The organism is Bradyrhizobium sp. CCBAU 25360 (assembly GCF_028128695.1).
Lineage (GTDB): Bacteria > Pseudomonadota > Alphaproteobacteria > Rhizobiales > Xanthobacteraceae > Bradyrhizobium > Bradyrhizobium ottawaense.
In genome coordinates, this window is the sequence record NZ_LBJA01000041.1 from 367,949 (window position 1) to 387,290 (window position 19,342).

The following is a 19,342-nucleotide window of genomic DNA, read 5'->3' on the forward strand; positions in this document are numbered from 1 at the left end:
CGCCGCCGAGCCGGGGCCCATGCAGCGGAGAATGCGGTGAGCAACTGGGTCCCGGCTCTGCGCCGCACCGCTGCGCGCTGCGTCGCGTCCGGGACACGAGAGCGGGGCTTCCATGCAACGCAGCCATGAGCACGCTTCCTTGCGCGCCTCCCGCGACTTCGGCCATCATGCCGCCGTCCTTGCGGCAACGTCCGCTCCCTGGAGGAAACATGAAGAACAAGATCACCGGCCGCTCCGCCTTTCTCGCGCTGCTCAAGGACGAGGGCGTCACGCATCTGTTCGGCAATCCCGGCACCACCGAGCTGCCGATCATGCATGCGCTGAAGGACCATCCCGACCTCACCTATGTGATGGCGATGCAGGAGAGCCTGGTGGTGGCGATCGCCGATGGCTATAGCCGCGCCTCCGGAAAACTCGTCGCCTGCAATGTTCATGTCGCGCCCGGCCTCGGCAACGCGATGGGCTCGCTCTACAACGCCCAGTTCACGGGCACGCCGATGATCCTCACGGCCGGCCAGCAGGAGCAGGGGCACGGCCTGATGGAGCCGGTGCTGTATGGGCCGCTGGTGCGGATGGCCGAACCGCTGGTGAAATGGGCGGTGGAGGTGACGCGGCTGGAGGATTTGCCGCGCATCGTGCGCCGTGCCGCCAAGATTGCGACGACGCCGCCGACCGGTCCGGTGTTCATCTCGCTGCCCGGCGACATCCTGAACAGCGAAGCGGGGATCGATCTCGGTCGCTCCACCCGCATCGACGCGCGGACAAGGCCGTCGGACGAAGCGCTCACGGCCTTTGCCGCGCGGCTGCTGAGGGCGGAGCGCCCCGTCATCGTCACCATGGACGAGGTGGTCAAGAGCGATGCGCTGAAGGAGGCTGCCCAACTTGCCGAGCTGCTCGGCGCGGCGGCTTACCAGTCCTCGACGCCCTATGGCTCGCACTTCCTGTCGGAGAGCCCGAGCTTTGTCGGCACGCTGGCACGCGTGCAGAAGGTCGCGCGCGATACGCTCGCGCCGTACGATCTCCTGATTGCGCTCGGCGGCGATCCCTTGCGGATGTCTGTCTATAGCGAGGTCGATGCGCTGCCTGACGGACTCGGCATCGTCCAGATCGGCCTCGTCGATTGGGAGATCGCCAAGAATTACGGCGCCGAGATCGCGCTCAAGGCGGATCTGAAGGAAACGCTGCGCGCGTTGATCCCGGTGCTGAAGGAGATGGGTGGCGCGACACTTGCGAGCCGCGCCAAGCAGCGCCTCGCCGAGATCGCGCCGAAGAACTGGACCGCGCGGCGTGCCGCGCTGGTCGAGCAGATCGGCAAGAGCGCCGGCCGCGCGCCCATCGATCCGGATTTTCTGGTGCTGCAGATGGTCGAGGCCATGCCGGATAACGCCATTCTCGTTGACGAGGGCCTCACCTCCAGCCGTCAAGTGACGGCGCTGCGACCGCATCGCGATCGCTACGGCTATCACGGCCTTGCCTCAGGCGGCATCGGCTGGGGCCTGCCGGCCTCGGTCGGCGCCAGCATCGCCAATCCGGATCGCCCCGTCGTGTGCTTCTCGGGCGACGGCAGTGCGATGTATTCGATTCAGTCGCTATGGACCGCGGCGCATCACAAGCTGCCGCTCAACGTCGTCATCGCCAACAATGGCGGCTACCGTATCATCAAGCAGCGCCTGCTCGCTTTCCATGACGACGACAATTATGTCGGCATGGATTTCGTCGATCCGCCCGTCGATTTCGCCGGCGTCGCCAAGGCGCTCGGCTGCGAGGCGATCAAGGTCAGCGATCCCAGAGAGCTGAAGGCGACACTGGCGTCGGCGTTCAATCGGCCGGGGACGAAGTTGATCGAGGTGATGGTGGACGGGAAGGTGTAGCCCCGCTGTCGTCCCGGCGAACGCCGGGACCCATACCGCGTGATCTATCGATCGCGGCTGCTCCCAATCCCGAACGACCAATCCTCGCCAAAACTACTCCCTGGGGTTATGGGTCCCGGCGTTCGCCGGGACGACACGGCGTGTGTGGCGCCTACCCCTTCCTCCCCACCCGATACCCCGCCGCCGGATGCGGCGCATCCAGCCTTGCGCGACCTTCGCCAAACAGCTTCTCCCGCAGCGTGCCCTTTGCGTATTCCGACTTGTACCGTCCGCGCCGCGTCAGCTCCGGCACCAGCATGTCGGCAATGTCCTCGAAGTCGCCGGGCGAGACCGCAAACGCGACGTTGAGGCCGTCGACGTCGGTCTTCTCGAACCAATCCTCGATCTTGTCCGCGACCATGTCCGGCGTGCCGACCACGACAGGGCCGGCGCCGCCGATGCCGACATGCTCGATGACGTCGCGCACGGTCCAGACGCGGTCCGGGTCGCCCCGGGTGACGTTGTCGAGCGCGCTGCGACCGGCGTCGTTCTGGACGTGACGCACTTGCTGGTCGAGCTCGTAGCCGGAGAAGTCGATGCCGGTCCATCCCGACATCAACGCCAGCGCGCCTTCCGGATTGATATGCGACCGGTAGTCGGCATATTTCGCCGCAGCTTCCGCTTCCGTGTTGCCGAGGATGATCGTCATCATGTTGAACATCAGGATCTCAGCCGGATTGCGGCCGACCGCGGCGGCCTCCTGGCGGATCGCCGACACGCGCGGCCCGATGATCTTGGCCGACGGTCCCGACATGAACACGCATTCGGCGTGACGTGCCGCGAATTGCCGGCCGCGCGGCGAGGTGCCGGCCTGGTAGAGCACGGGCGTGCGCTGGGGCGACGGCTCGCTGAGGTGAATGGTGTTGTTGATGCGATAGTTTGCGCCCTCATGGTTGACGCGATGGACTTTGGCGGGATCGGTGAAGATGCCGCGCTTGCGGTCGCGCAGCACGGCGTCGTCTTCCCAGCTCCCTTCCCACAATTTGTAGACCACCTCCATGTATTCGTCCGCGATGTCGTAGCGGTCGTCATGCCCGGTCTGCTTGTCCTTGCCGGCGCCACGCGCGGCACTGTCGAGATAGCCGGTGACGACGTTCCAGCCGATCCGCCCTTCAGTGAGATGATCGAGCGTCGACATCCGCCGCGCGAACGGGTAGGGCGGCTCGAACGACAGATTGCTGGTGACGCCGAAGCCGAGATTTTGCGTTACCGCGGCCATCGCCGAGAGCAGCAGCAGCGGCTCGTTCGACGGCGTCTGCGCAGCGTTGCGCAAGGCCGCGTCAGGGCTGTTGCCGTAGACGTCGTAGACGCCGAGCACGTCGGCGAGGAACAATCCGTCGAAACGGCCACGCTCCAGCGTCCTGGCAAGATCGATCCAGTAGGGCAGGCGGTTATACTCGGCGGTGCGGTCGCGCGGATGGGTCCACAGGCCCGGCGACTGGTGCGCGACGCAATTCATCGCAAAGGCATTGAGCCTGATCTGCTTGGCCATGATCGTTCCCCGGCGCTCTATACTGAGCGCTCTTCGAATGGTAGATGTGCGCCCGAACTTGGCGAAGTTCTTGCATATAACCTGCGCTTGGCAAGGCCAAAATCAGCGGGCTGCCGCCTTTGGCAAGCCAATCTCAAGAGAGCAAGAACGAAATCCCAAGAGAACTACAAGAGAAGTACAAGAGCTATCCAAGTCCCTGCCACTTTCGAAGGCCACCCTGTCTCGGGTAGGGTCCTTCGCCTCGAAGTCCGAAAAGAAAATCATGACCAGAGCCGACGCCATCGCCCGCGCCCGTGAGGATTTCAAATCCGGTGCGTTCCTCGCTGAACTCGACCGCCGCGTCGCCTTCAAGACCGAAAGCCAAAATCCCGCGCGCGGCCCCGAGCTGCGCGCCTATCTGGAACAGGAGATGGTGCCGGCCTTCGCGGCGCTCGATTTCACCAGCCGCATCGTCGAGTCCCCCAGTGGCAAGTCGCCGTTCCTGTTCGCCGAGCATCACGAAAGCGCCTCCGCGCCGACCGTGCTGATCTACGGCCATGGCGACGTCGTCGACGGCATGGAGGGCGAGTGGCGCGAGGGCCGCGATCCCTGGCGCACGACGGTTGCGGGCACGCGGCTCTATGGCCGCGGCACCGCTGACAACAAGGGCCAGCACAGCATCAACATGGCGGCACTCCGCGCGGTGCGCGACGCCCGTGGCGGCAAGCTCGGCTTCAACGCCAAGTTCATCGTCGAGATGGGCGAGGAGATCGGCTCGCCCGATCTTGGCAAGGTCTGCGACCTCAATCGCGACGCGCTCAAGGCCGACCTGTTCATGGCCTCCGACGGGCCCCGTTTGTCCGCCGACCGCCCGACGCTGTTCCTGGGATGCCGCGGCGGCATCCGCATTCATCTGGATGTGAACCTGCGCGATGGCGGCCACCATTCCGGCAATTGGGGCGGCGTGCTCGCCAACCCCGCGACCATCCTGGTCAACGCGATCTCGACGCTGGTCGACGGCCATGGCCGCCTGCAGCTCGACGCGCTGAAGCCGCCGCGCCTCAGCAACCAGATCCGCAGCTATCTCGCCGACGTGCAGGTGGTGCCGACCGAGGACGAGCCGGCGCTTGCCGAGAACTGGGGCGAGGAAGGGCTGTCGGCCGCCGAGCGGCTTTACGCCTGGAACACGCTGGAAGTGCTGGCGATGTCATCGGGCAATATCGAGAAGCCGGCCAACGCCATTCCGGGCCATGCCAACGCCGTGCTGCAACTGCGTTTCGTGGTCGGCACCGAGGTCGGCGGCCTGATCGAGGCGGTCCGCGCGCATCTTGTCCAGGAGGGCTTTCCGATGGTCGAGGTGCGGGCGGCGCAGAGCTTTGCTGCATCGCGGACCGATTTCGACAGCCCCTGGATCAAATGGGCGGCGGATTCGGTGAAAGAGACCACGGGGAAACCGCCGGCGGTGCTGCCGAACTTCGGCGGCTCGCTGCCCAACGACGTATTCTCCGAGATCCTGGGTCTGCCGACGATCTGGGTCCCGCACTCCTATCCCGGCTGCTCCCAGCATGCGCCCAATGAGCACATCCTGCTGCCATTGACGGAAGAAGCCTTGACGGTGATGGCCGGCCTGTTCTGGGATCTCGGGGAATTGCCCAAGCCGCTGACCTGAGCCCATTAACCTCTGCCGCAAGCCAGCCGAAAGTCACATTCTAATCCGGCCCAATCTGTGCTTGCATCCGGGCCGCATCATCCTGAAAGGGGACCAAAAAAGTGAAACATTTCCGTAGCATTGGGCTCGCGCTCGCCGCGACCTTCGCCGTCAGCCAGGCCGGGGCCCAGGAGCTGACAGGCACGCTGAAGAACATCAAGGACACCGGCGCCATCACGCTGGGCTTCCGCGACTCCTCGATCCCCTTCTCCTATCTCGACGACAACCAGAAGCCCGTCGGATTCGCGATGGACATCTGCTACAAGATCGTCGACGCCGTGAAGAAGGAGCTCAAGCTCGACAAGCTCGAGGTCAAGCTCAATCCGGTGACGTCGGCGACCCGTATCCCGCTGATGGCCAACGGCACCATCGACCTCGAATGCGGCTCGACCACCAACAATGCCGAGCGCCAGAAGCAGGTCGCCTTCACCAACACCCACTTCCTGACCGCCAGCCGCTACGTCTTCAAGAAGTCGAGCGGCCTGAAGTCGATCGACGACCTCAAGGGCAAGACGGTGGTCTCGACCGCGGGAACCACCAACATCAAGCAGCTCACCGAGGCCAACGTCGCGAAAAGCCTCGGCGCAAACATCATCCCCGCCAAGGACCACGCCGAAGCCTTCCTGATGGTCGAGACCGACCGCGCGGTCGCCTTCGTCATGGACGACATCCTGCTCGCGAGCCTCGTCGCCGGCTCGAAGTCGCCGGATGACTACGCCGTCTCCAAGGACGCGTTCTCCAAGCCCGAACCCTACGGCATCATGCTGCGCAAGGACGACGCCGCCTTCAAGAAGGTGGTCGATGCGGCGACCGCTGCGCTCTATACGTCCGGCGAGGCCCAGAAGATCTACGACAAATGGTTCACGGCCAAGATCCCGCCGAAGGGCCTCAACCTCAATACGCCGATCTCGGCCGAGCTGAAGAACGAGTTCGCGAAGCCTTCGGACTCGCCGAACCCGGACGACTATAAGTAAGATAACCTCGATATTTCGATCGGGATCATGTCCGGCCACTCTTGACACAGGGGTGGCCGGACATTTGCATAGGCGGCCAGGATATCTCTGACTGGCGCGTTCGCGCGGGGGACACGTGAACTATAACTGGAACTGGGGAATCTTTTTCCAGCCGAACCCGATGGGGACGGGCACCTATCTCGACATGCTGCTGTCGGGCCTGGTGCTGACCCTGAAGACCGCGGCGTTGGCCTGGGTCATCGCGCTGATCACCGGCTCGCTCGTCGGCGTCATGCGCACGCTGCCGTCGAAGGGTGCGAACTGGTTCGGCTTCGCTTATGTCGAATTCTTCCGCAACATGCCGCTGCTGGTGCAGCTGTTCCTGTGGTTCTTCGTGTTGCCGGAACTGCTGCCGAAAGGCGCCGGCACCTGGCTGAAGCAGCTGCCGAACGCGCCGTTCTGGACGGCGGCGATCGGCGTTGGTTTCTTCATGTCGGCGCGCGTCGCCGTGCAATTGCAGGCCGGCATCGGCTCACTGCCGCGCGGGCAGAAGATGGCGGCGACCGCGCTGGGTCTGACCACCGCGCAGGGTTATCGCTATGTGCTGCTGCCGATGGCGTTCCGTATCATCCTGCCGCCGCTGACGTCGGAGTTCCTCAACACCATCAAGAACACGGCGGTCGCTATCACCATCGGCCTGCTCGAGTTGACTGGACAGGCGCGCTCGATGCAGGAGTTCTCGTTCCAGGTGTTCGAGGCCTTCACCGCCGCGACGCTTCTCTACCTCCTCGTCAACGCCGTCGTCGTGACCGCGATGCGCTTCCTCGAGCGCTGGGTCGCGATCCCCGGCTACATCACGGGGAAATAGCGCCATGTTCGGCAATCTCGATTTCGACGTCATCCGCCGCGCGCTGCCCTATTTGTTCTACGAGGGCATGACGTTCACCCTGACGCTGACGGGGCTCGCAGCTCTCGGCGGCCTGGTCTTCGGCACGGCGCTCGCGCTGATGCGGTTGTCCGGCTTCAAGATCCTCGGCCGCATCGCCGGCGTCTATGTCGACTTCATGCGCTCGCTGCCGCTGGTGCTGGTCATCTTCTGGTTCTACTTCCTGGTGCCCTATATCGGGCAATGGCTGACCGGCGCCTCGCGCCCCATCAGCGTCGGCGCGTTCGCATCCTCGCTCATCACCTTCATCATGTTCGAGGCGGCGTACTTCTCCGAGATCATGCGCGCCGGTATCCAGTCGATCTCGCGCGGCCAGCCGGCCGCGGCCAGCGCGCTGGGGCTGACCTACGCCCAGACCATGCGCTACGTCGTGTTGCCGCAAGCCTTCCGCAACATGCTGCCGGTCCTGATCACGCAGACCATCGTGCTGTTCCAGGACACCTCGCTGGTCTACGTCCTCTCGATCACGGACTTCCTGGGAGCGGCGAGCAAGGTCGCGCAGCGCGACGGGCGCCTCGTCGAAATGTACCTGTTCGCAGCTGTCGTCTACTTCACCATTTCCTGTATCGCGTCCTTCGGCGTCCGTCGCCTCCAGGCGCGCATCGCCATCATTCGATAGAGCGTGTCGGTCATGATCGAAATCAGCCACGTCAACAAATGGTACACTCCGAGCTTCCAGGTGCTGACCGATTGCACCACCAACGTCACCAAGGGCGAGGTGGTCGTGGTCTGCGGCCCCTCGGGCTCGGGCAAGTCGACGCTGATCAAATGCGTCAATGCGCTGGAGCCGTTCCAGAGCGGCGACATCAGCGTCGACGGCACCAAGGTCAACGATCCCAAGACCAATCTGCCCAAGCTGCGCTCGCGCGTCGGCATGGTGTTCCAGCACTTCGAGCTGTTCCCGCATCTCAAGATCATCGACAATCTCTGCCTCGCGCAGCAGAAGGTGCTGGGCAGGTCGTCTGACAAGGCGGTGACGAAGGGCATGATGCTGCTGGATCGCGTCGGCCTGAAGGAACAGGCGCAGAAATTTCCCGCGCAGCTTTCCGGCGGCCAGCAGCAGCGCGTGGCGATCGCGCGCGCGCTCGCCATGGACCCGATCGTGATGCTGTTCGACGAGCCGACCTCGGCACTCGATCCCGAAATGGTCAGTGAAGTGCTCGACGTCATGGTCGATCTCGCCCATGAGGGCATGACCATGATGGTCGTCACCCACGAGATGGGGTTTGCCCGCAAGGTGGCGAATCGCGTGATCTTCATGGACCGCGGCGAGATCGTCGAGGACGCGGCGAAGGACGATTTCTTCGGCCAGCCGCGCAGCGACCGCGCGCAGAAGTTCTTGTCGAAGATCTTGTCGCATTAGCCGGTCGTCATCCCGGGGCGCGCGTAGCGCGAGCCCGGGATCCATACCCCGATGGTGGTTATGGATTCCGGGCTCATTCGCTGCGCGAATGCCCCGGAATGACGAAACGAGGGATGATTGCGCCCCTCAATCGGCGTATAACGCCCCAAATCCCCCTTTCTCCCCAGGAGACCTGCCTTGGACCCGATCGCCTACGTCAACGGCTCATTCGTCCCGCTCTCGGACGCCAAGATCTCGGTCCTCGATCGCGGTTTTCTGTTCGCCGACGGCATCTATGAGGTCTCGGCCGTGCTCGACGGCAAGCTGGTCGACAACGCCTCGCATCTGGCGCGGCTTGAGCGCTCGGTCGGCGAGATCAGCTTGAGGCTGCCGGAGACGCTCGAACGCATCACCGAGCTGCAGAAGGAACTGATCGCGCGCAACAAGGTCACAAGCGGCCTCGTCTATCTCCAGGTGACGCGCGGCGCCGACAAGGGCCGCGACTTCCCCTTCCCCAAGGGCGACGTCAAGTCGAGCCTGGTGATGTTCACCTCGGAAAAGGACATCATCAACGCCGCCTCCGCAAAGACCGGCATCAATGTCATCACGGTGCCGGATATCCGCTGGGAGCGGCGCGACATCAAGAGCGTGGCCCTGCTGGCGCAGGTCTTGGCAAAGCAGGCGGCGGCCGAAGCCGGCGCCGGCGAAGCCTGGATGCTGGAAGACGGATACGTCACCGAGGGCGGCTCATCCTCGGCGTTCATCCTGACCAAGGACGACGTCATCGTGACCCGCAAGAACTCCAACGCGATCCTGCCGGGCTGCACCCGCAAGGCCGTGGTGGCGCTCGCCGAGGAACGTCAGCTTCGCGTCGAGGAGCGCTCGTTCACGGTGGCCGAGGCGCTGGCTGCAAAGGAAGCTTTTGCCACCTCGGCGTCACTGTTTGTCCAGCCCGTGGTTGCGATCGACGGCAAGAGGATCGGCGACGGCAAGCCCGGCCCGATGGCGACGAGATTGCGCGAAATCTACGTGGAGTTCGCCAAGGCGACGGCGGTCTGAGCCGCGTACCGCTGCCGTAGGGTGGGCAAAGGCGCACTTGCGCCGTGCCCACGTCTCTCTCGCTCTAGCTGACAGAAGGTGGGCACGCTTCCGCCTTCGCTCTACGAGCTACGGCGGACAAGTCGCTTTGCCCACCCTACGAGACCTGCCTCGGGGCGCGCCCCTTCACGCCGCCGACGCCTTCACCTTCACCGGATGAACCGCGCGGAACGCGATCGCGATCCTGTTCCAGGCGTTGATGGCGCCGATCAGCATGGTCAGGTTCACCGTCTCTTCCTCGGAGAACTGCGCGCGGACCTGCCCGTAGACGTCATCAGGCGCATGCGTCTGCGCGATCAGCGTGACCGATTCCGTCCAGGCCAGCGCGGCGCGCTCGCGATCCGTGTAGAGCGGGGATTCGCGCCAGGCATCGAGCAGGTAGATGCGCTGCTCGGTCTCGCCGCGCTTGCGCGCGTCCTCGGTGTGCATGTTGATGCAAAAGGCGCAGCCGTTGATCTGTGACGCCCGGATCTTGACGAGCTCGATCAGCGATTTCTCGAGCCCCGTGGACTGGATCTGCGTCTCCAGCGCCATCAGCGCTTTGATCGTGTCCGGCGCGGCCTGATAGTAGTTCATGCGGGGTTTCATGGTCGTTCTCCTTGCGGCTGGGTTGAGTCAGTGGGCACCACCGGCTGAGGTCTGGCCGGGCTTCTTCAGGAACAGGACCGCGGCGAGCGCGACGATCAGCGCCATGCCGAGCAGATAAAACGTGTCGCTGAAGGCGAAGATATAGGCCTGCTTCTGCACGATATGGCCAATCGCGACATAGGCGCGATGCGCCGCATCCGCACGGTCGAGGATGCCATGATTGACGAAATATTGCGTGAGCTGTTCCAGCCGTGTGCGGGTGGCCTGCTCGAACACCGAGACCGACTGCATCAGCACGTTGGAGTGATACTGCTCGCGCTTGGTCAGCACGGTCTGGAGCAGTGCGATGCCGACGGCGCCGCCGAGATTGCGCATCATGTTGAACAGGCCCGAGGCCGAGCCCGCGTTCTCCGGCTCGATGCCTGATGTGGCGACCGCCGACAGCGGCGCCATCACCAGCGCCTGGCCGATGGCGCGGACGATGTTGGGCCACAGCAGCTGGTCGGCGGCGTAATCATTGGTCATATAGATGTTCATGAAGTTGGAAGCCGCGAACAGCACGAAGCCGATGCCGATGATGATCCGCGCATCGAACTTCTGCATCAGGCGCGGCACCAGCGGAATCAGCAGGAGTTGCGGCAATCCGGTCCATGCCAGCACCATGCCGATCTGCTCGGAATTGTAGCCCTGGATGCGCGACAGATATTGCGGCAGGATGAAGACCGAGCCGTACAGCGCGATGCCGAGCAGAAAATTTGCGAGCATGCCGAAGCCGAAATTGCGGCGGACGAGCAGGCGCAGGTTGAGGAGCGGCTTCTTCACCGTGAGCTCGATGATCAGGAAGGCGGTCAGCGCGACGGCCGCGATCACTGACAGCCTGACGATGAAGGGCGAGCCGAACCAGTCGTCCTTGTTGCCTTCCTCCAGCACGGTCTGGAGCGTCGATAGCCCGATCGCCATGGTGACGATGCCGGCCCAGTCGCCGTCGCGCAGCAGCGCCAGCTTCATCGGCTTGGGCTCGAGAGCGTACCAGAGCATGCCGACCATCACCGCGCCGGGGACGAGGTTGACGTAGAAGATGTACTCCCAGCCGAAATTCTCGGTGAGATAGCCGCCGATGGTCGGGCCGATCGCCGGCGCGAACGTCGCCGACAGCGCGAACAGCGCAAGGCCGACCGGCTGTTTTGCGCGCGGCAGCAGCGTGATGATCAGCGTGAACGCCATGGGAATCAGGACACCGCCGGTAAATCCCTGCACGGCGCGCAGCACGATCATCTGCGGCAAATCCTGCGCCAGTGCGCAAGCCGCCGAGAGAACCAGGAACAGGACCGCGTTGGTCAGAAGGTAAATCCGGATCGAGAACACCTGCGCCAGCCAGCCGGAGAGCGGGATCACCACGATTTCGGCGATCAGATAGGAGGTCGAGATCCAGCCGCCGTCGTCGATGCCGGCGCCGATCGCGCCCTGGATGTCGGCGAGCGAGGCGTTGACGATCTGGATGTTCAGCACCGCCATGAAGGCGCCGAGCGTCGCGCCGATCACCGCGACCCAGGTTTTTGCGGATACGGCCGGCGTGGTCGGAGCTGCGGGGGCGGTGAGATTGGCGGCGGCGTCGACGGTCGGTTGCAGCGTGCTCATGGAAGCCTCGTCTCGGGTACGGAGACAGGATGCGTTCGGCGAATGGTTTCGATCATCGATGAAGTTGTGGAAGGATCGTCCGGCAGGATTTGATAATCCCGCCGACGCCTTCCGGCTTCAGCCGCCGTTCGGGCGGGACGTGTTGTCGGCGAGGCGCTTCGCCGTCTCGCGCTCGGCCTGCACCGCATGCTTGGTATCGACCGTCGGCACCGCCGACATGCCGGGGCGCAGCAGGCCGGTGAGGCTGTGGTCGTCGAGCACGATCTTCACCGGGACCCGCTGCACGATCTTGGTGAAATTGCCGGTGGCGTTGTCGGGCGGCAGCAGCGCGAATTCGAGCCCGCTTGCCGGCGACAGGCTGTCGACATGGCCGTGCAGGGTTCGATTGCGAAAACTGTCGACGTGCAACTCGACCGGCTGACCCGGCCGCACATGCGTGAGCTGGGTCTCCTTGAAGTTGGCCACCACGTACACCGCATCGAGCGGTACCACCGCCATCAATTGCGTGCCGGCTTGCACGTACTGGCCGACGCGCAGCGAGCGGGCGCCGACGGTGCCCTCGACCGGCGCGGTGATCTCGGTATAGGACAGGTTCAACGCCGCCTGCTGCGCGACGGCGCGGGCCCGTTCGAGCTGGGCCGCCGCCTGGGCGCGCTGGGTGGTGAGCACGTCGATCTTGCGCTGCGCGGCCAGCAGGCCGGATTTCGCGTGCTGCAATTGCGCGCTGCTCGCGCGTAGCGCCGCGTCGGTCTGCTGCGCGCGCTGGATCGTGCCGGAGCCGGTCTTCATGAGGTCGTCGTAACGGGCGCGCTCTTCCTGCGCGAATTTCAGGTTGGCGTCGGCAGCGGTGACATCCGCCGTGCTCTGCTCGATGATCGGCTGTTGCAGTTCGAACTGGGCATCGATGTTGCGCACCGAGGCTTCGCCCGCGGCGACGTCGGCTTTGGCCTGGTCGAGCGCCGCCTTGAAGTCACGATCGTCGATCTTGGCCAGCGCCTGGCCGGCCTTCACCTTTTCGTTGTCACTGACCAGCACCTTGGCGATGTAGCCGGAGATTTTTGGCGCGATGATCGTGGAGTCGGCCTTCACATAGGCGTCGTCGGTTGTCTCGAGGTAGCGGCCGTTGGTCCAGTAGTCGTGCCCGTAATAGACAGCGGTTGCCGTGCCCGCGAGGAGCGCGAGCGCCAGCGCCGCGCGCCGCACCCTGTTCCGGAGCGGGATAGTCGGCGGCGGCTTGGTGCTATCGGGGGTGATTTCAGTTGCCTGCTGAAAAATCTCGGCGCGGGGCATCTCGGACATGGAAGTCTCCTATCGGCGTACCGAGACTATTGGTCTTTCTGGGCCGGGTGATAATCGGCGAAATGCTGGAAGGATTATCCATCGGGGCTGGATAATCCGGCTGGTTGTAATGTCTAGCGGGCCAGACCCGCGCCTGCCCCAGAGCGATTGCCGCGCCCGTCGAGCGATTTGCGCTAACGTATGCGTCCTGCTGGACCCGAGCCTCCAAGCCGGACGAACTCCAAGTTTTTGACAGATAATCGGGGTGAATTCATTGCGATTATCCATCAAAGGCGGATAATCCGCTGCCATGGATCGATTGACCAGCCTCGAAGTCTTCAGCCGGGTGGTAGAGACCGGCGGCTTCTCTGCAGCCGCCCGCAAGCTCAACATGTCGACCACCATGGTGAGCAATCACGTTCAGGCGCTGGAAGACCGGCTCGGGGTGAGGCTGCTTCAGCGGACCACGCGCAAGGTCAACCTCACCGAGATCGGCAAGGCCTATTACGACCGCTGCGTCCAGATCCTCGCCGACATCGAACAGGCCGACGATATCGCCGGCGAATTGCAGTCGGTGCCCCGCGGCACGCTGCGCATCCACGTCGCCACGCATATGGTGCAGTTCGTCGCGCCTGTGGTGGCAAAGCTTCTGTCGACCTATTCGGAGCTCAAGATCGATCTGCGCATGGGCGAAGGTGACGTCGATCTCATCGAGGAAGGCTACGACGTCGCCTTGCGCATGACCTCGCCGCCGGATTCAAGCCTGATCGTCCGCAGCCTCGCCACCTGGCGTCACGTGCTGTGCTGCTCGCACGATTATCTCGAGAAGCACGGCCGGGTGCAGAAGCTCGACGAGCTCGCCGCGCATAATTGTGGCCGGCACCTGAACTATCCGTTTGGCGATGAATGGCGCTTCCTGGATCGCAAAGGCGCACCGGCCTCCGTACGCATCTCGGGCAGCTTCGTCACCAATAGCGGGGAAGCGCTGCGCAAGGTCGCACTGGAGGGGGCCGCAATCTGTCTGATGGCGGGATTTCTCATTCAGGACGACCTCGAAGCCGGTCGCCTCGTGCGCCTCTTGCCGGAATATCGGACGATCGAGCTGTCCATGAACGCGGTCTATCCGCATCGTCATCATCTGTCGGCGAAGGTCAGGACCTTCATCGACCTGCTCGCGCACCACAGCGCCGAGCAGCAAAAGCTGATCAATCCGTATTCATGAGCGACGTCGGCAGTGCCGTAGGGTGGGCAAAGGCGCAACGCGCCGTGCCCACCATCTCCATGAATTCGAAAAGAGGTGGGCACGCTTCGCTTTGCCCACCCTACGATTCCATCAGCGTGGCGGCGGCAATCGTCTGAACGCGTTGTCCAGAACCATGCCGATTGGGAGCAGCCGGCGTCAACCGGTGGCGTGCATCCTCGCCGGCGACGGTGTGTCGAGTTCGGTGAGCAGTCGCTCGACGTCGGCCTTCGCCTTCCCGATCGCAGCGTCCTTGACCGGGCCGTAGCCGCGGATGTCCATCGGCGCTGTTGCGATTGCGACGAGACCTGGCAGATGCGCCGCATCGAGCCCGCCGAGCATCCGCTCGATCAAGCCTTCGTACCAGGCGATCAGTTCGCGCTCGGTGCGCCTTTCCCAGGTGTAGCCGAATGGATCAAACGGCGTGCCACGTAGTCCCTTCAAGCGCGCGAGCATGGCCAGCGGCATCTGGATCCATTGGCCGAAGGCGCGCTTGCGCGGACGCCCACGTGCGTCGCGCCGCGACGGCAGGAAGGGCGGGGCGAGGTGATATTGGACTCTGAAGCCATCCTCGAATTCGCGCTTCAGCTCATCGAGGAATCCGCCCTGCATGTGCAGGCGCGCCACCTCATACTCGTCCTTGTAGGCCATCAGCTTGAACAGGGCCCGGGCGACGGCCTCGGTCAGGGTCTCGCTGTTCAGGACCGCTTCGGCGTGGCGGACCCTTGCGACGGTCGCCCGGTAGCGCGCCGCATAGGCGTCGTCCTGATAGGCGGTGAGGAAATCGGCGCGACGGTCGATCATCTGGTCGAGCGTCTCGGCCCTGGGCGCATCGTCCACCCTCGGCAAGAAGTCCGAATCGGCGGCCGCAATCCGGCCCCAGGCAAAGGCCTGCTTGTTGCGTTCGACGGCGACGCCGTTGAGCTCGATTGCGCGCAGCAGCGCTTGCAGCGAAATCGGCACCAGTCCGCGCTGCCAGGCAAAGCCCAGCATGATGATGTTGGCATAGACGGCATCGCCAAGCAGCCGTTCCGCCAGTGCGTTGGCGTTGATGGTACTGAGATCGCTCTCGCCGATGACTTGGCCAATGGCACGCAGGCGCGCGGGGGAGGCGAGATCGGCGTCGCGAAAGCGGACCACGTCACCGGTCGGCATCTCCGCGGTGTTGACCGCGGCGCGCGTGCCGCGGTGGTAGGTGCCTGAGGCTTTTGGCGAGGAGCTCACCACGAGGTCGCAGCCGATCAGCGCATCGGCTGCGCCCTGGTCGATACGGACCTGATGCAGAGCCGCGGGGCTCGCGGCGAGGCGGATGTAGCCCAGCACGGGCCCGAACTTCTGCGCAAAGCCGGTGAAGTCCAGCACCGAGACGCCGCGGCGTTCGAGGTGCGCGGCCATGCCGATCAGCGCGCCGACAGTAATCACGCCGGTGCCGCCGACGCCGGTGATGAGCAGATCGTAGGGACGGTCGAGCGTTGCCGTCGCGGGCAACGGAAGTGTGGCGGCCCGACCAACCGCGTCGATCTGGCTCGCGCCCTTCTTCCGGCGCGTCGCGCCTTCGACGGTCACAAAACTCGGGCAGAAACCGTTGAGGCAGGAAAAATCCTTGTTGCAGGCTGACAGATTGATCTGGCGCTTGCGGCCGAACGGCGTCTCCTTCGGCTCGACGCTGAGGCAGTTGGATTCCACCGAGCAGTCGCCGCAGCCCTCGCAGACGAGATCGTTGATATAGGCGAAACGCTTGGGGTCGGCCATCTGCCCGCGCTTGCGCCGGCGTCGCTTCTCCGTGGCGCAGGTCTGTTGATAGATCAGGACCGAGACGCCGGAGATATTGCGCAGCTCGCGCTGCACGGCATCCATCTCCTCGCGCGGATGAAGGGTGACGCCGGCCGGCAGGTCGGCAGGCGAGAACTGTGCGGGATCATCCGACACCAGCGCGATGCGCGCCACACCTTCGGCGCGGACGCTGTGGGCAATGGCATGAACGCTGATGGGACCGTCGACCGGCTGGCCGCCGGTCATTGCGACGGCATCGTTGAACAGGATCTTGTAGGTGATATTGGCCTTGGCGGCGATCGCCTGCCGGATCGCCATCGAGCCGGAGTGGTAATAGGTGCCTTCGCCGAGGTTCTGAAAGATGTGCTTGTGGCCAGTGAAGCGTGACGAAGCCGCCCAGTTAACGCCTTCACCGCCCATCTGGATCAGCGACGAGGTCTCGCGGTCCATCCAGCTTGCCATGAAGTGACAACCGATGCCGGCCAGCGCCTTGGAGCCTTCAGGTACCTTTGTTGATGTGTTGTGCGGGCAACCCGAGCAGAAATACGGCGTGCGCGTTGCGCCAGCGACGTTGATGGTGCGTGCGGCCTCTGGCATCAGGGCGGCCGCGCGTGCGGCGAGATTGAGGCCTGGAAACATCGGATCGAGCCGGCGCGCCAGCACGCCTGCGAGCGCGCGAGGCGACAATTCGCCGATCCAGGAGATCAGCCTTGCCCCGGTTTCATCGTGCTTGCCGACCATGCGCTCCGGCTTGCTGCCAGGATAGTCGTAAAAATATTCCTTGAACTGGCTCTCGATGATGCCGCGCTTCTCCTCGACCACGAGGATCTCGCGCTTGCCTTTCACGAAGTCCATGGCGTCATGCAGCGCCAGCGGCCAGACCATGCCGACCTTGTAGACGTCGATGCCGATGCTGCGGCAGGCGGCCTCATTGAGCCCCATTAGCCGCAGCGCCTCCATCAGGTCGAGATGGGCCTTGCCCGTGGTGACGATGCCGTAGGTGGCGCTGGGGATGTCGTAGATGTGACGGTCGATCGGATTGGCCTTGGCGAAGGCGTAGACCGCGTGCTTCTTCGCCTCCAGCCGCTCCTCGATCTGCGGGCCCGGCAAATCGGGCCAGCGGTAGTGCAGTCCATCAGGCGGCGGCGTGAAGTCGGGCGTGCGGAAGTGGCGGGGCGGCTGCAGCGCGACGGACGCACCCGACTCGACGATCTCCGAGATCGCCTTGAAGCCGACCCACATGCCGGAGAAGCGACTCAGCGCATAGCCATATTCGCCGAACGCGAGGTATTCGCTGACGCTCGCGGGATGCAGCGTCGGCATGAACCAGCTCATGAAGGCGACGTCGGACTGGTGCGGCATCGAGGAGGAGACGCAGCCATGGTCGTCGCCGGCGACCACCAGCACGCCGCCATGCGGCGAGGAGCCGTAGGCGTTGCCGTGCTTCAGCGCATCGCCGGAGCGATCGACGCCCGGGCCCTTGCCGTACCAGAGGCCGAACACGCCATCGACCTCGCGATCTCCTTGCGTCTCGACCTGCTGCGAGCCGAGCACCGCGGTCGCGGCGAGGTCCTCGTTGACGGCGGGGAGGAATTCGACACGGTCCCGCTTCAACCGCTCCTGGATGCGCCAGAGCTCGAGGTCGATGCCGCCGAGCGGCGAGCCGCGATAGCCCGAGATGAAGCCGGCCGTGTTGAGGCCGCTGGCCCGATCGCGCCTGACTTGATCGAGCGCGATGCGGACGATGGCCTGTGTGCCCGTGAGGAAGACGCGGCCGTGTTCGCGATCGTAGCGATCGGAGAGTTCGTAGGGGTCGAGTGACGGAAAGGCGTCCATGCGGACCTCCCGCGGCATCCTTGCCGAATGAGCGGAGGGTAGGCCCTGATGGTTGGTAGGTCTTACCTATCTTTCCTAGCTGCAACCAGATTCTGGTAAGTTATCCCGAACTAGGCTATCATGCGGTAGAATAAACCGAATTGGGTCGATCGATGATCGAAGACCAGGACGCGCGGATTCTCGCTCATCTCCAGAAGGATGGCCGTGCCACCAACCAGCAACTGGCGGACGAGGTCGGCATGTCCACGTCGGCCTGCTGGCGCCGGGTGCGCGCGCTGGAGGAGGTCGGCATCATCCAGGGTTACGCGGCGCTGGTCGCGCGCGAGCCGGCGGGCTTTGCGATGTCGGCCATTCTCCACGTCTCGCTGGAACGGCACGACGCGAAGTTCGTCGACGAGTTCGTCGCGCGGGTAACCAAACGCCGCGAGGTGCTGGAGTGCTTTGCGACCACGGGCGATGCCGATTATCATTTGCGCGTCGTCGTGCAGGACATGGCCGCCTACAACAGATTCCTCGACGAGTTCATGTTCCGCATTCCCGGCATCCGCTATGTCCGCAGCAACGTGGTGTTGAAGGAGATCAAGTCGAGCGTGGCGCTGCCGTTTTGACATGCGGGAGGTGCCGGAGGGTGGGCAAAGGCGCATAGCGCCGTGCCCACGATCCCTCCATGATCGAGAGAGGTGGTGGGCACGCTTCCGCCGTCGCTCTTCGAGCTGGCGGACAAGTCGCTTTGCCCACCCTACGGCACCGGTGCTACGGGGCTGCTATTGCCCCTCCCGCACAAACCTGTTCCGCAACGTCCCGACACCGGTGATGTCGATCTCCACGACGTCGCCGTGCTTGATGTCGGGCGAGGCACCGTCCGTGCCCATCCAGATCACGTCGCCGGGCCACAAGGTAAAATACTTGGTCAGCTCGACCAGGAACGGCACCACGCCAAAGATCATGTCGCCGGTAGCGAAGCGGTTGGTCTCCTTGCCGTTGACCCGGACGATCGTTTCCATCTGTTCGAGATCGGCCTCGGTCTCGATCCACGGCCCCATCGGCTTGAACGTGTCGGCGTTCTTCGAGCGCCACAGGCTGCGGTCGGCCTTCTGCCAGCTGCGCTCGCTGACGTCGTTGCCGATGGTGTAGCCGAACACGCAATCCATCGCGTTGTCCTTGGTGAGATGTTTCACCTTCTTGCCGATGACGACGACGAGCTCGCCCTCGTAGTGGATTTTCTCCGTCGCGAAGGACGGGATCACGACCTCCTCGTCATGTGCGATCAGCGCGTTCTGGGCGCGATAGCCGATCTCGGGACGGTCAGGCACGGCCGGCACGGTGCCGGCCTTGTCGGCGGCTTCCTTCAGGTGCTTGAGGTAGTTCAAGCCGACGCAATAGAAGGTGCGCGGGATCAGCGGCAGCTCGATCTTCACGTCCGACAACGAATGCGTGCGCGAGCTACGTTGCCATTCGCCGAAGGGATCGCCCTCGACCGCGACGACCTTGTCGCCCTCGACGATCCCCCACGAGGTCTTGCCGGTCTCAGTAAACTTCAGCCAGCGCATGCTAAGTCCTC

Annotated in this window: 15 protein-coding genes; 9 read left to right on the forward strand and 6 right to left on the reverse strand. The window is 64.2% G+C overall.

The window, feature by feature from the left end; genetic code table 11:
* Positions 1-209: 209 nt before the first annotated feature.
* Positions 210-1,871, forward strand: coding sequence for a thiamine pyrophosphate-binding protein (locus XH81_RS23375; protein WP_028140039.1), 1,662 nt, complete (start codon positions 210-212; stop codon positions 1,869-1,871).
* Positions 1,872-2,022: 151 nt separating this feature from the next.
* Here the strand turns inward: XH81_RS23375 and XH81_RS23380 are convergent, their stop codons facing one another.
* Positions 2,023-3,402, reverse strand: coding sequence for an LLM class flavin-dependent oxidoreductase (locus XH81_RS23380; RefSeq protein WP_028140040.1), 1,380 nt, complete (start codon positions 3,400-3,402; stop codon positions 2,023-2,025).
* 262 nt (positions 3,403-3,664) lie between these two features.
* Here XH81_RS23380 and XH81_RS23385 point away from each other — a divergent pair, with 262 nt between their 5' ends.
* The 6 genes from XH81_RS23385 (at position 3,665) to XH81_RS23410 (ending at position 9,389) form a co-directional block, all read left to right on the forward strand.
* Positions 3,665-5,050 carry a M20 family metallopeptidase gene (locus XH81_RS23385; protein ID WP_028140041.1) on the forward strand — a complete coding sequence of 462 codons (1,386 nt, stop codon included), beginning with the start codon at positions 3,665-3,667 and terminating at the stop codon, positions 5,048-5,050.
* A gap of 101 nt (positions 5,051-5,151) precedes the next feature.
* Complete coding sequence (locus XH81_RS23390; RefSeq protein ID WP_028140042.1) at positions 5,152-6,063, forward strand: amino acid ABC transporter substrate-binding protein; 912 nt, start codon at positions 5,152-5,154, stop codon at positions 6,061-6,063.
* 115 nt (positions 6,064-6,178) lie between these two features.
* Positions 6,179-6,910, forward strand: coding sequence for an amino acid ABC transporter permease (locus tag XH81_RS23395; RefSeq protein WP_038947549.1), 732 nt, complete (start codon positions 6,179-6,181; stop codon positions 6,908-6,910).
* Between the two features lie 4 nt (positions 6,911-6,914).
* Positions 6,915-7,607 (forward strand): amino acid ABC transporter permease, encoded by a 693-nt coding sequence (locus XH81_RS23400; protein WP_028140044.1) that lies wholly within the window; start codon positions 6,915-6,917, stop codon positions 7,605-7,607.
* A 12-nt stretch (positions 7,608-7,619) separates the two neighbouring features.
* Positions 7,620-8,351, forward strand: a complete 732-nt coding sequence (locus XH81_RS23405; protein ID WP_028140045.1) for an amino acid ABC transporter ATP-binding protein — start codon at positions 7,620-7,622, stop codon at positions 8,349-8,351.
* A gap of 177 nt (positions 8,352-8,528) precedes the next feature.
* The gene (locus XH81_RS23410; protein ID WP_028140046.1) at positions 8,529-9,389 is read left to right on the forward strand and encodes a D-amino-acid transaminase; all 861 of its coding nucleotides are present in this window, start codon (positions 8,529-8,531) and stop codon (positions 9,387-9,389) included.
* A 165-nt stretch (positions 9,390-9,554) separates the two neighbouring features.
* Here XH81_RS23410 and XH81_RS23415 read toward each other — a convergent pair whose 3' ends face one another.
* From XH81_RS23415 to XH81_RS23425, 3 genes are all read right to left on the reverse strand, one after another.
* The gene (locus XH81_RS23415) at positions 9,555-10,016 is read right to left on the reverse strand and encodes a carboxymuconolactone decarboxylase family protein (protein WP_028140047.1); all 462 of its coding nucleotides are present in this window, start codon (positions 10,014-10,016) and stop codon (positions 9,555-9,557) included.
* 27 nt (positions 10,017-10,043) lie between these two features.
* Positions 10,044-11,654, reverse strand: a complete 1,611-nt coding sequence (locus tag XH81_RS23420) for an MDR family MFS transporter (protein WP_028140048.1) — start codon at positions 11,652-11,654, stop codon at positions 10,044-10,046.
* A gap of 117 nt (positions 11,655-11,771) precedes the next feature.
* Positions 11,772-12,953 (reverse strand): HlyD family secretion protein, encoded by a 1,182-nt coding sequence (locus XH81_RS23425; RefSeq protein ID WP_271596380.1) that lies wholly within the window; start codon positions 12,951-12,953, stop codon positions 11,772-11,774.
* 289 nt (positions 12,954-13,242) lie between these two features.
* Here XH81_RS23425 and XH81_RS23430 point away from each other — a divergent pair, with 289 nt between their 5' ends.
* The gene (locus XH81_RS23430; RefSeq protein ID WP_028140050.1) at positions 13,243-14,154 is read left to right on the forward strand and encodes a LysR family transcriptional regulator; all 912 of its coding nucleotides are present in this window, start codon (positions 13,243-13,245) and stop codon (positions 14,152-14,154) included.
* 177 nt (positions 14,155-14,331) lie between these two features.
* Here the strand turns inward: XH81_RS23430 and XH81_RS23435 are convergent, their stop codons facing one another.
* A complete protein-coding gene (locus XH81_RS23435; RefSeq protein ID WP_028140051.1) occupies positions 14,332-17,781 on the reverse strand; it encodes an indolepyruvate ferredoxin oxidoreductase family protein in 3,450 nt (1,149 codons plus the stop codon).
* Between the two features lie 152 nt (positions 17,782-17,933).
* On the opposite strand from XH81_RS23435, the gene XH81_RS23440 reads away from it, so the two are divergent.
* On the forward strand, positions 17,934-18,389 hold the full coding sequence (locus tag XH81_RS23440; protein ID WP_028140052.1) for an Lrp/AsnC family transcriptional regulator: 456 nt from the start codon (positions 17,934-17,936) through the stop codon (positions 18,387-18,389).
* A gap of 156 nt (positions 18,390-18,545) precedes the next feature.
* Here the strand turns inward: XH81_RS23440 and XH81_RS23445 are convergent, their stop codons facing one another.
* On the reverse strand, positions 18,546-19,331 hold the full coding sequence (locus XH81_RS23445) for a fumarylacetoacetate hydrolase family protein (RefSeq protein ID WP_028140053.1): 786 nt from the start codon (positions 19,329-19,331) through the stop codon (positions 18,546-18,548).
* Positions 19,332-19,342: the final 11 nt, after the last annotated feature.

Excerpts from the sequence above, each read along its gene's own strand:
- XH81_RS23405 (WP_028140045.1), top strand. The coding sequence starts at position 7,620 with ATGATCGAAATCAGCCACGTCAACAAATGGTACACTCCGAGCTTCCAG.
- XH81_RS23445 (WP_028140053.1), bottom strand. The coding sequence starts at position 19,331 with ATGCGCTGGCTGAAGTTTACTGAGACCGGCAAGACCTCGTGGGGGATC.
- XH81_RS23415 (WP_028140047.1), bottom strand. The coding sequence starts at position 10,016 with ATGAAACCCCGCATGAACTACTATCAGGCCGCGCCGGACACGATCAAA.
- XH81_RS23425 (WP_271596380.1), bottom strand. The coding sequence starts at position 12,953 with ATGTCCGAGATGCCCCGCGCCGAGATTTTTCAGCAGGCAACTGAAATC.
- XH81_RS23380 (WP_028140040.1), bottom strand. The coding sequence starts at position 3,402 with ATGGCCAAGCAGATCAGGCTCAATGCCTTTGCGATGAATTGCGTCGCG.
- XH81_RS23385 (WP_028140041.1), top strand. The coding sequence starts at position 3,665 with ATGACCAGAGCCGACGCCATCGCCCGCGCCCGTGAGGATTTCAAATCC.
- XH81_RS23400 (WP_028140044.1), top strand. The coding sequence starts at position 6,915 with ATGTTCGGCAATCTCGATTTCGACGTCATCCGCCGCGCGCTGCCCTAT.
- XH81_RS23375 (WP_028140039.1), top strand. The coding sequence starts at position 210 with ATGAAGAACAAGATCACCGGCCGCTCCGCCTTTCTCGCGCTGCTCAAG.
- XH81_RS23420 (WP_028140048.1), bottom strand. The coding sequence starts at position 11,654 with ATGAGCACGCTGCAACCGACCGTCGACGCCGCCGCCAATCTCACCGCC.
- XH81_RS23435 (WP_028140051.1), bottom strand. The coding sequence starts at position 17,781 with ATGGACGCCTTTCCGTCACTCGACCCCTACGAACTCTCCGATCGCTAC.
- XH81_RS23440 (WP_028140052.1), top strand. The coding sequence starts at position 17,934 with ATGATCGAAGACCAGGACGCGCGGATTCTCGCTCATCTCCAGAAGGAT.
- XH81_RS23430 (WP_028140050.1), top strand. The coding sequence starts at position 13,243 with ATGGATCGATTGACCAGCCTCGAAGTCTTCAGCCGGGTGGTAGAGACC.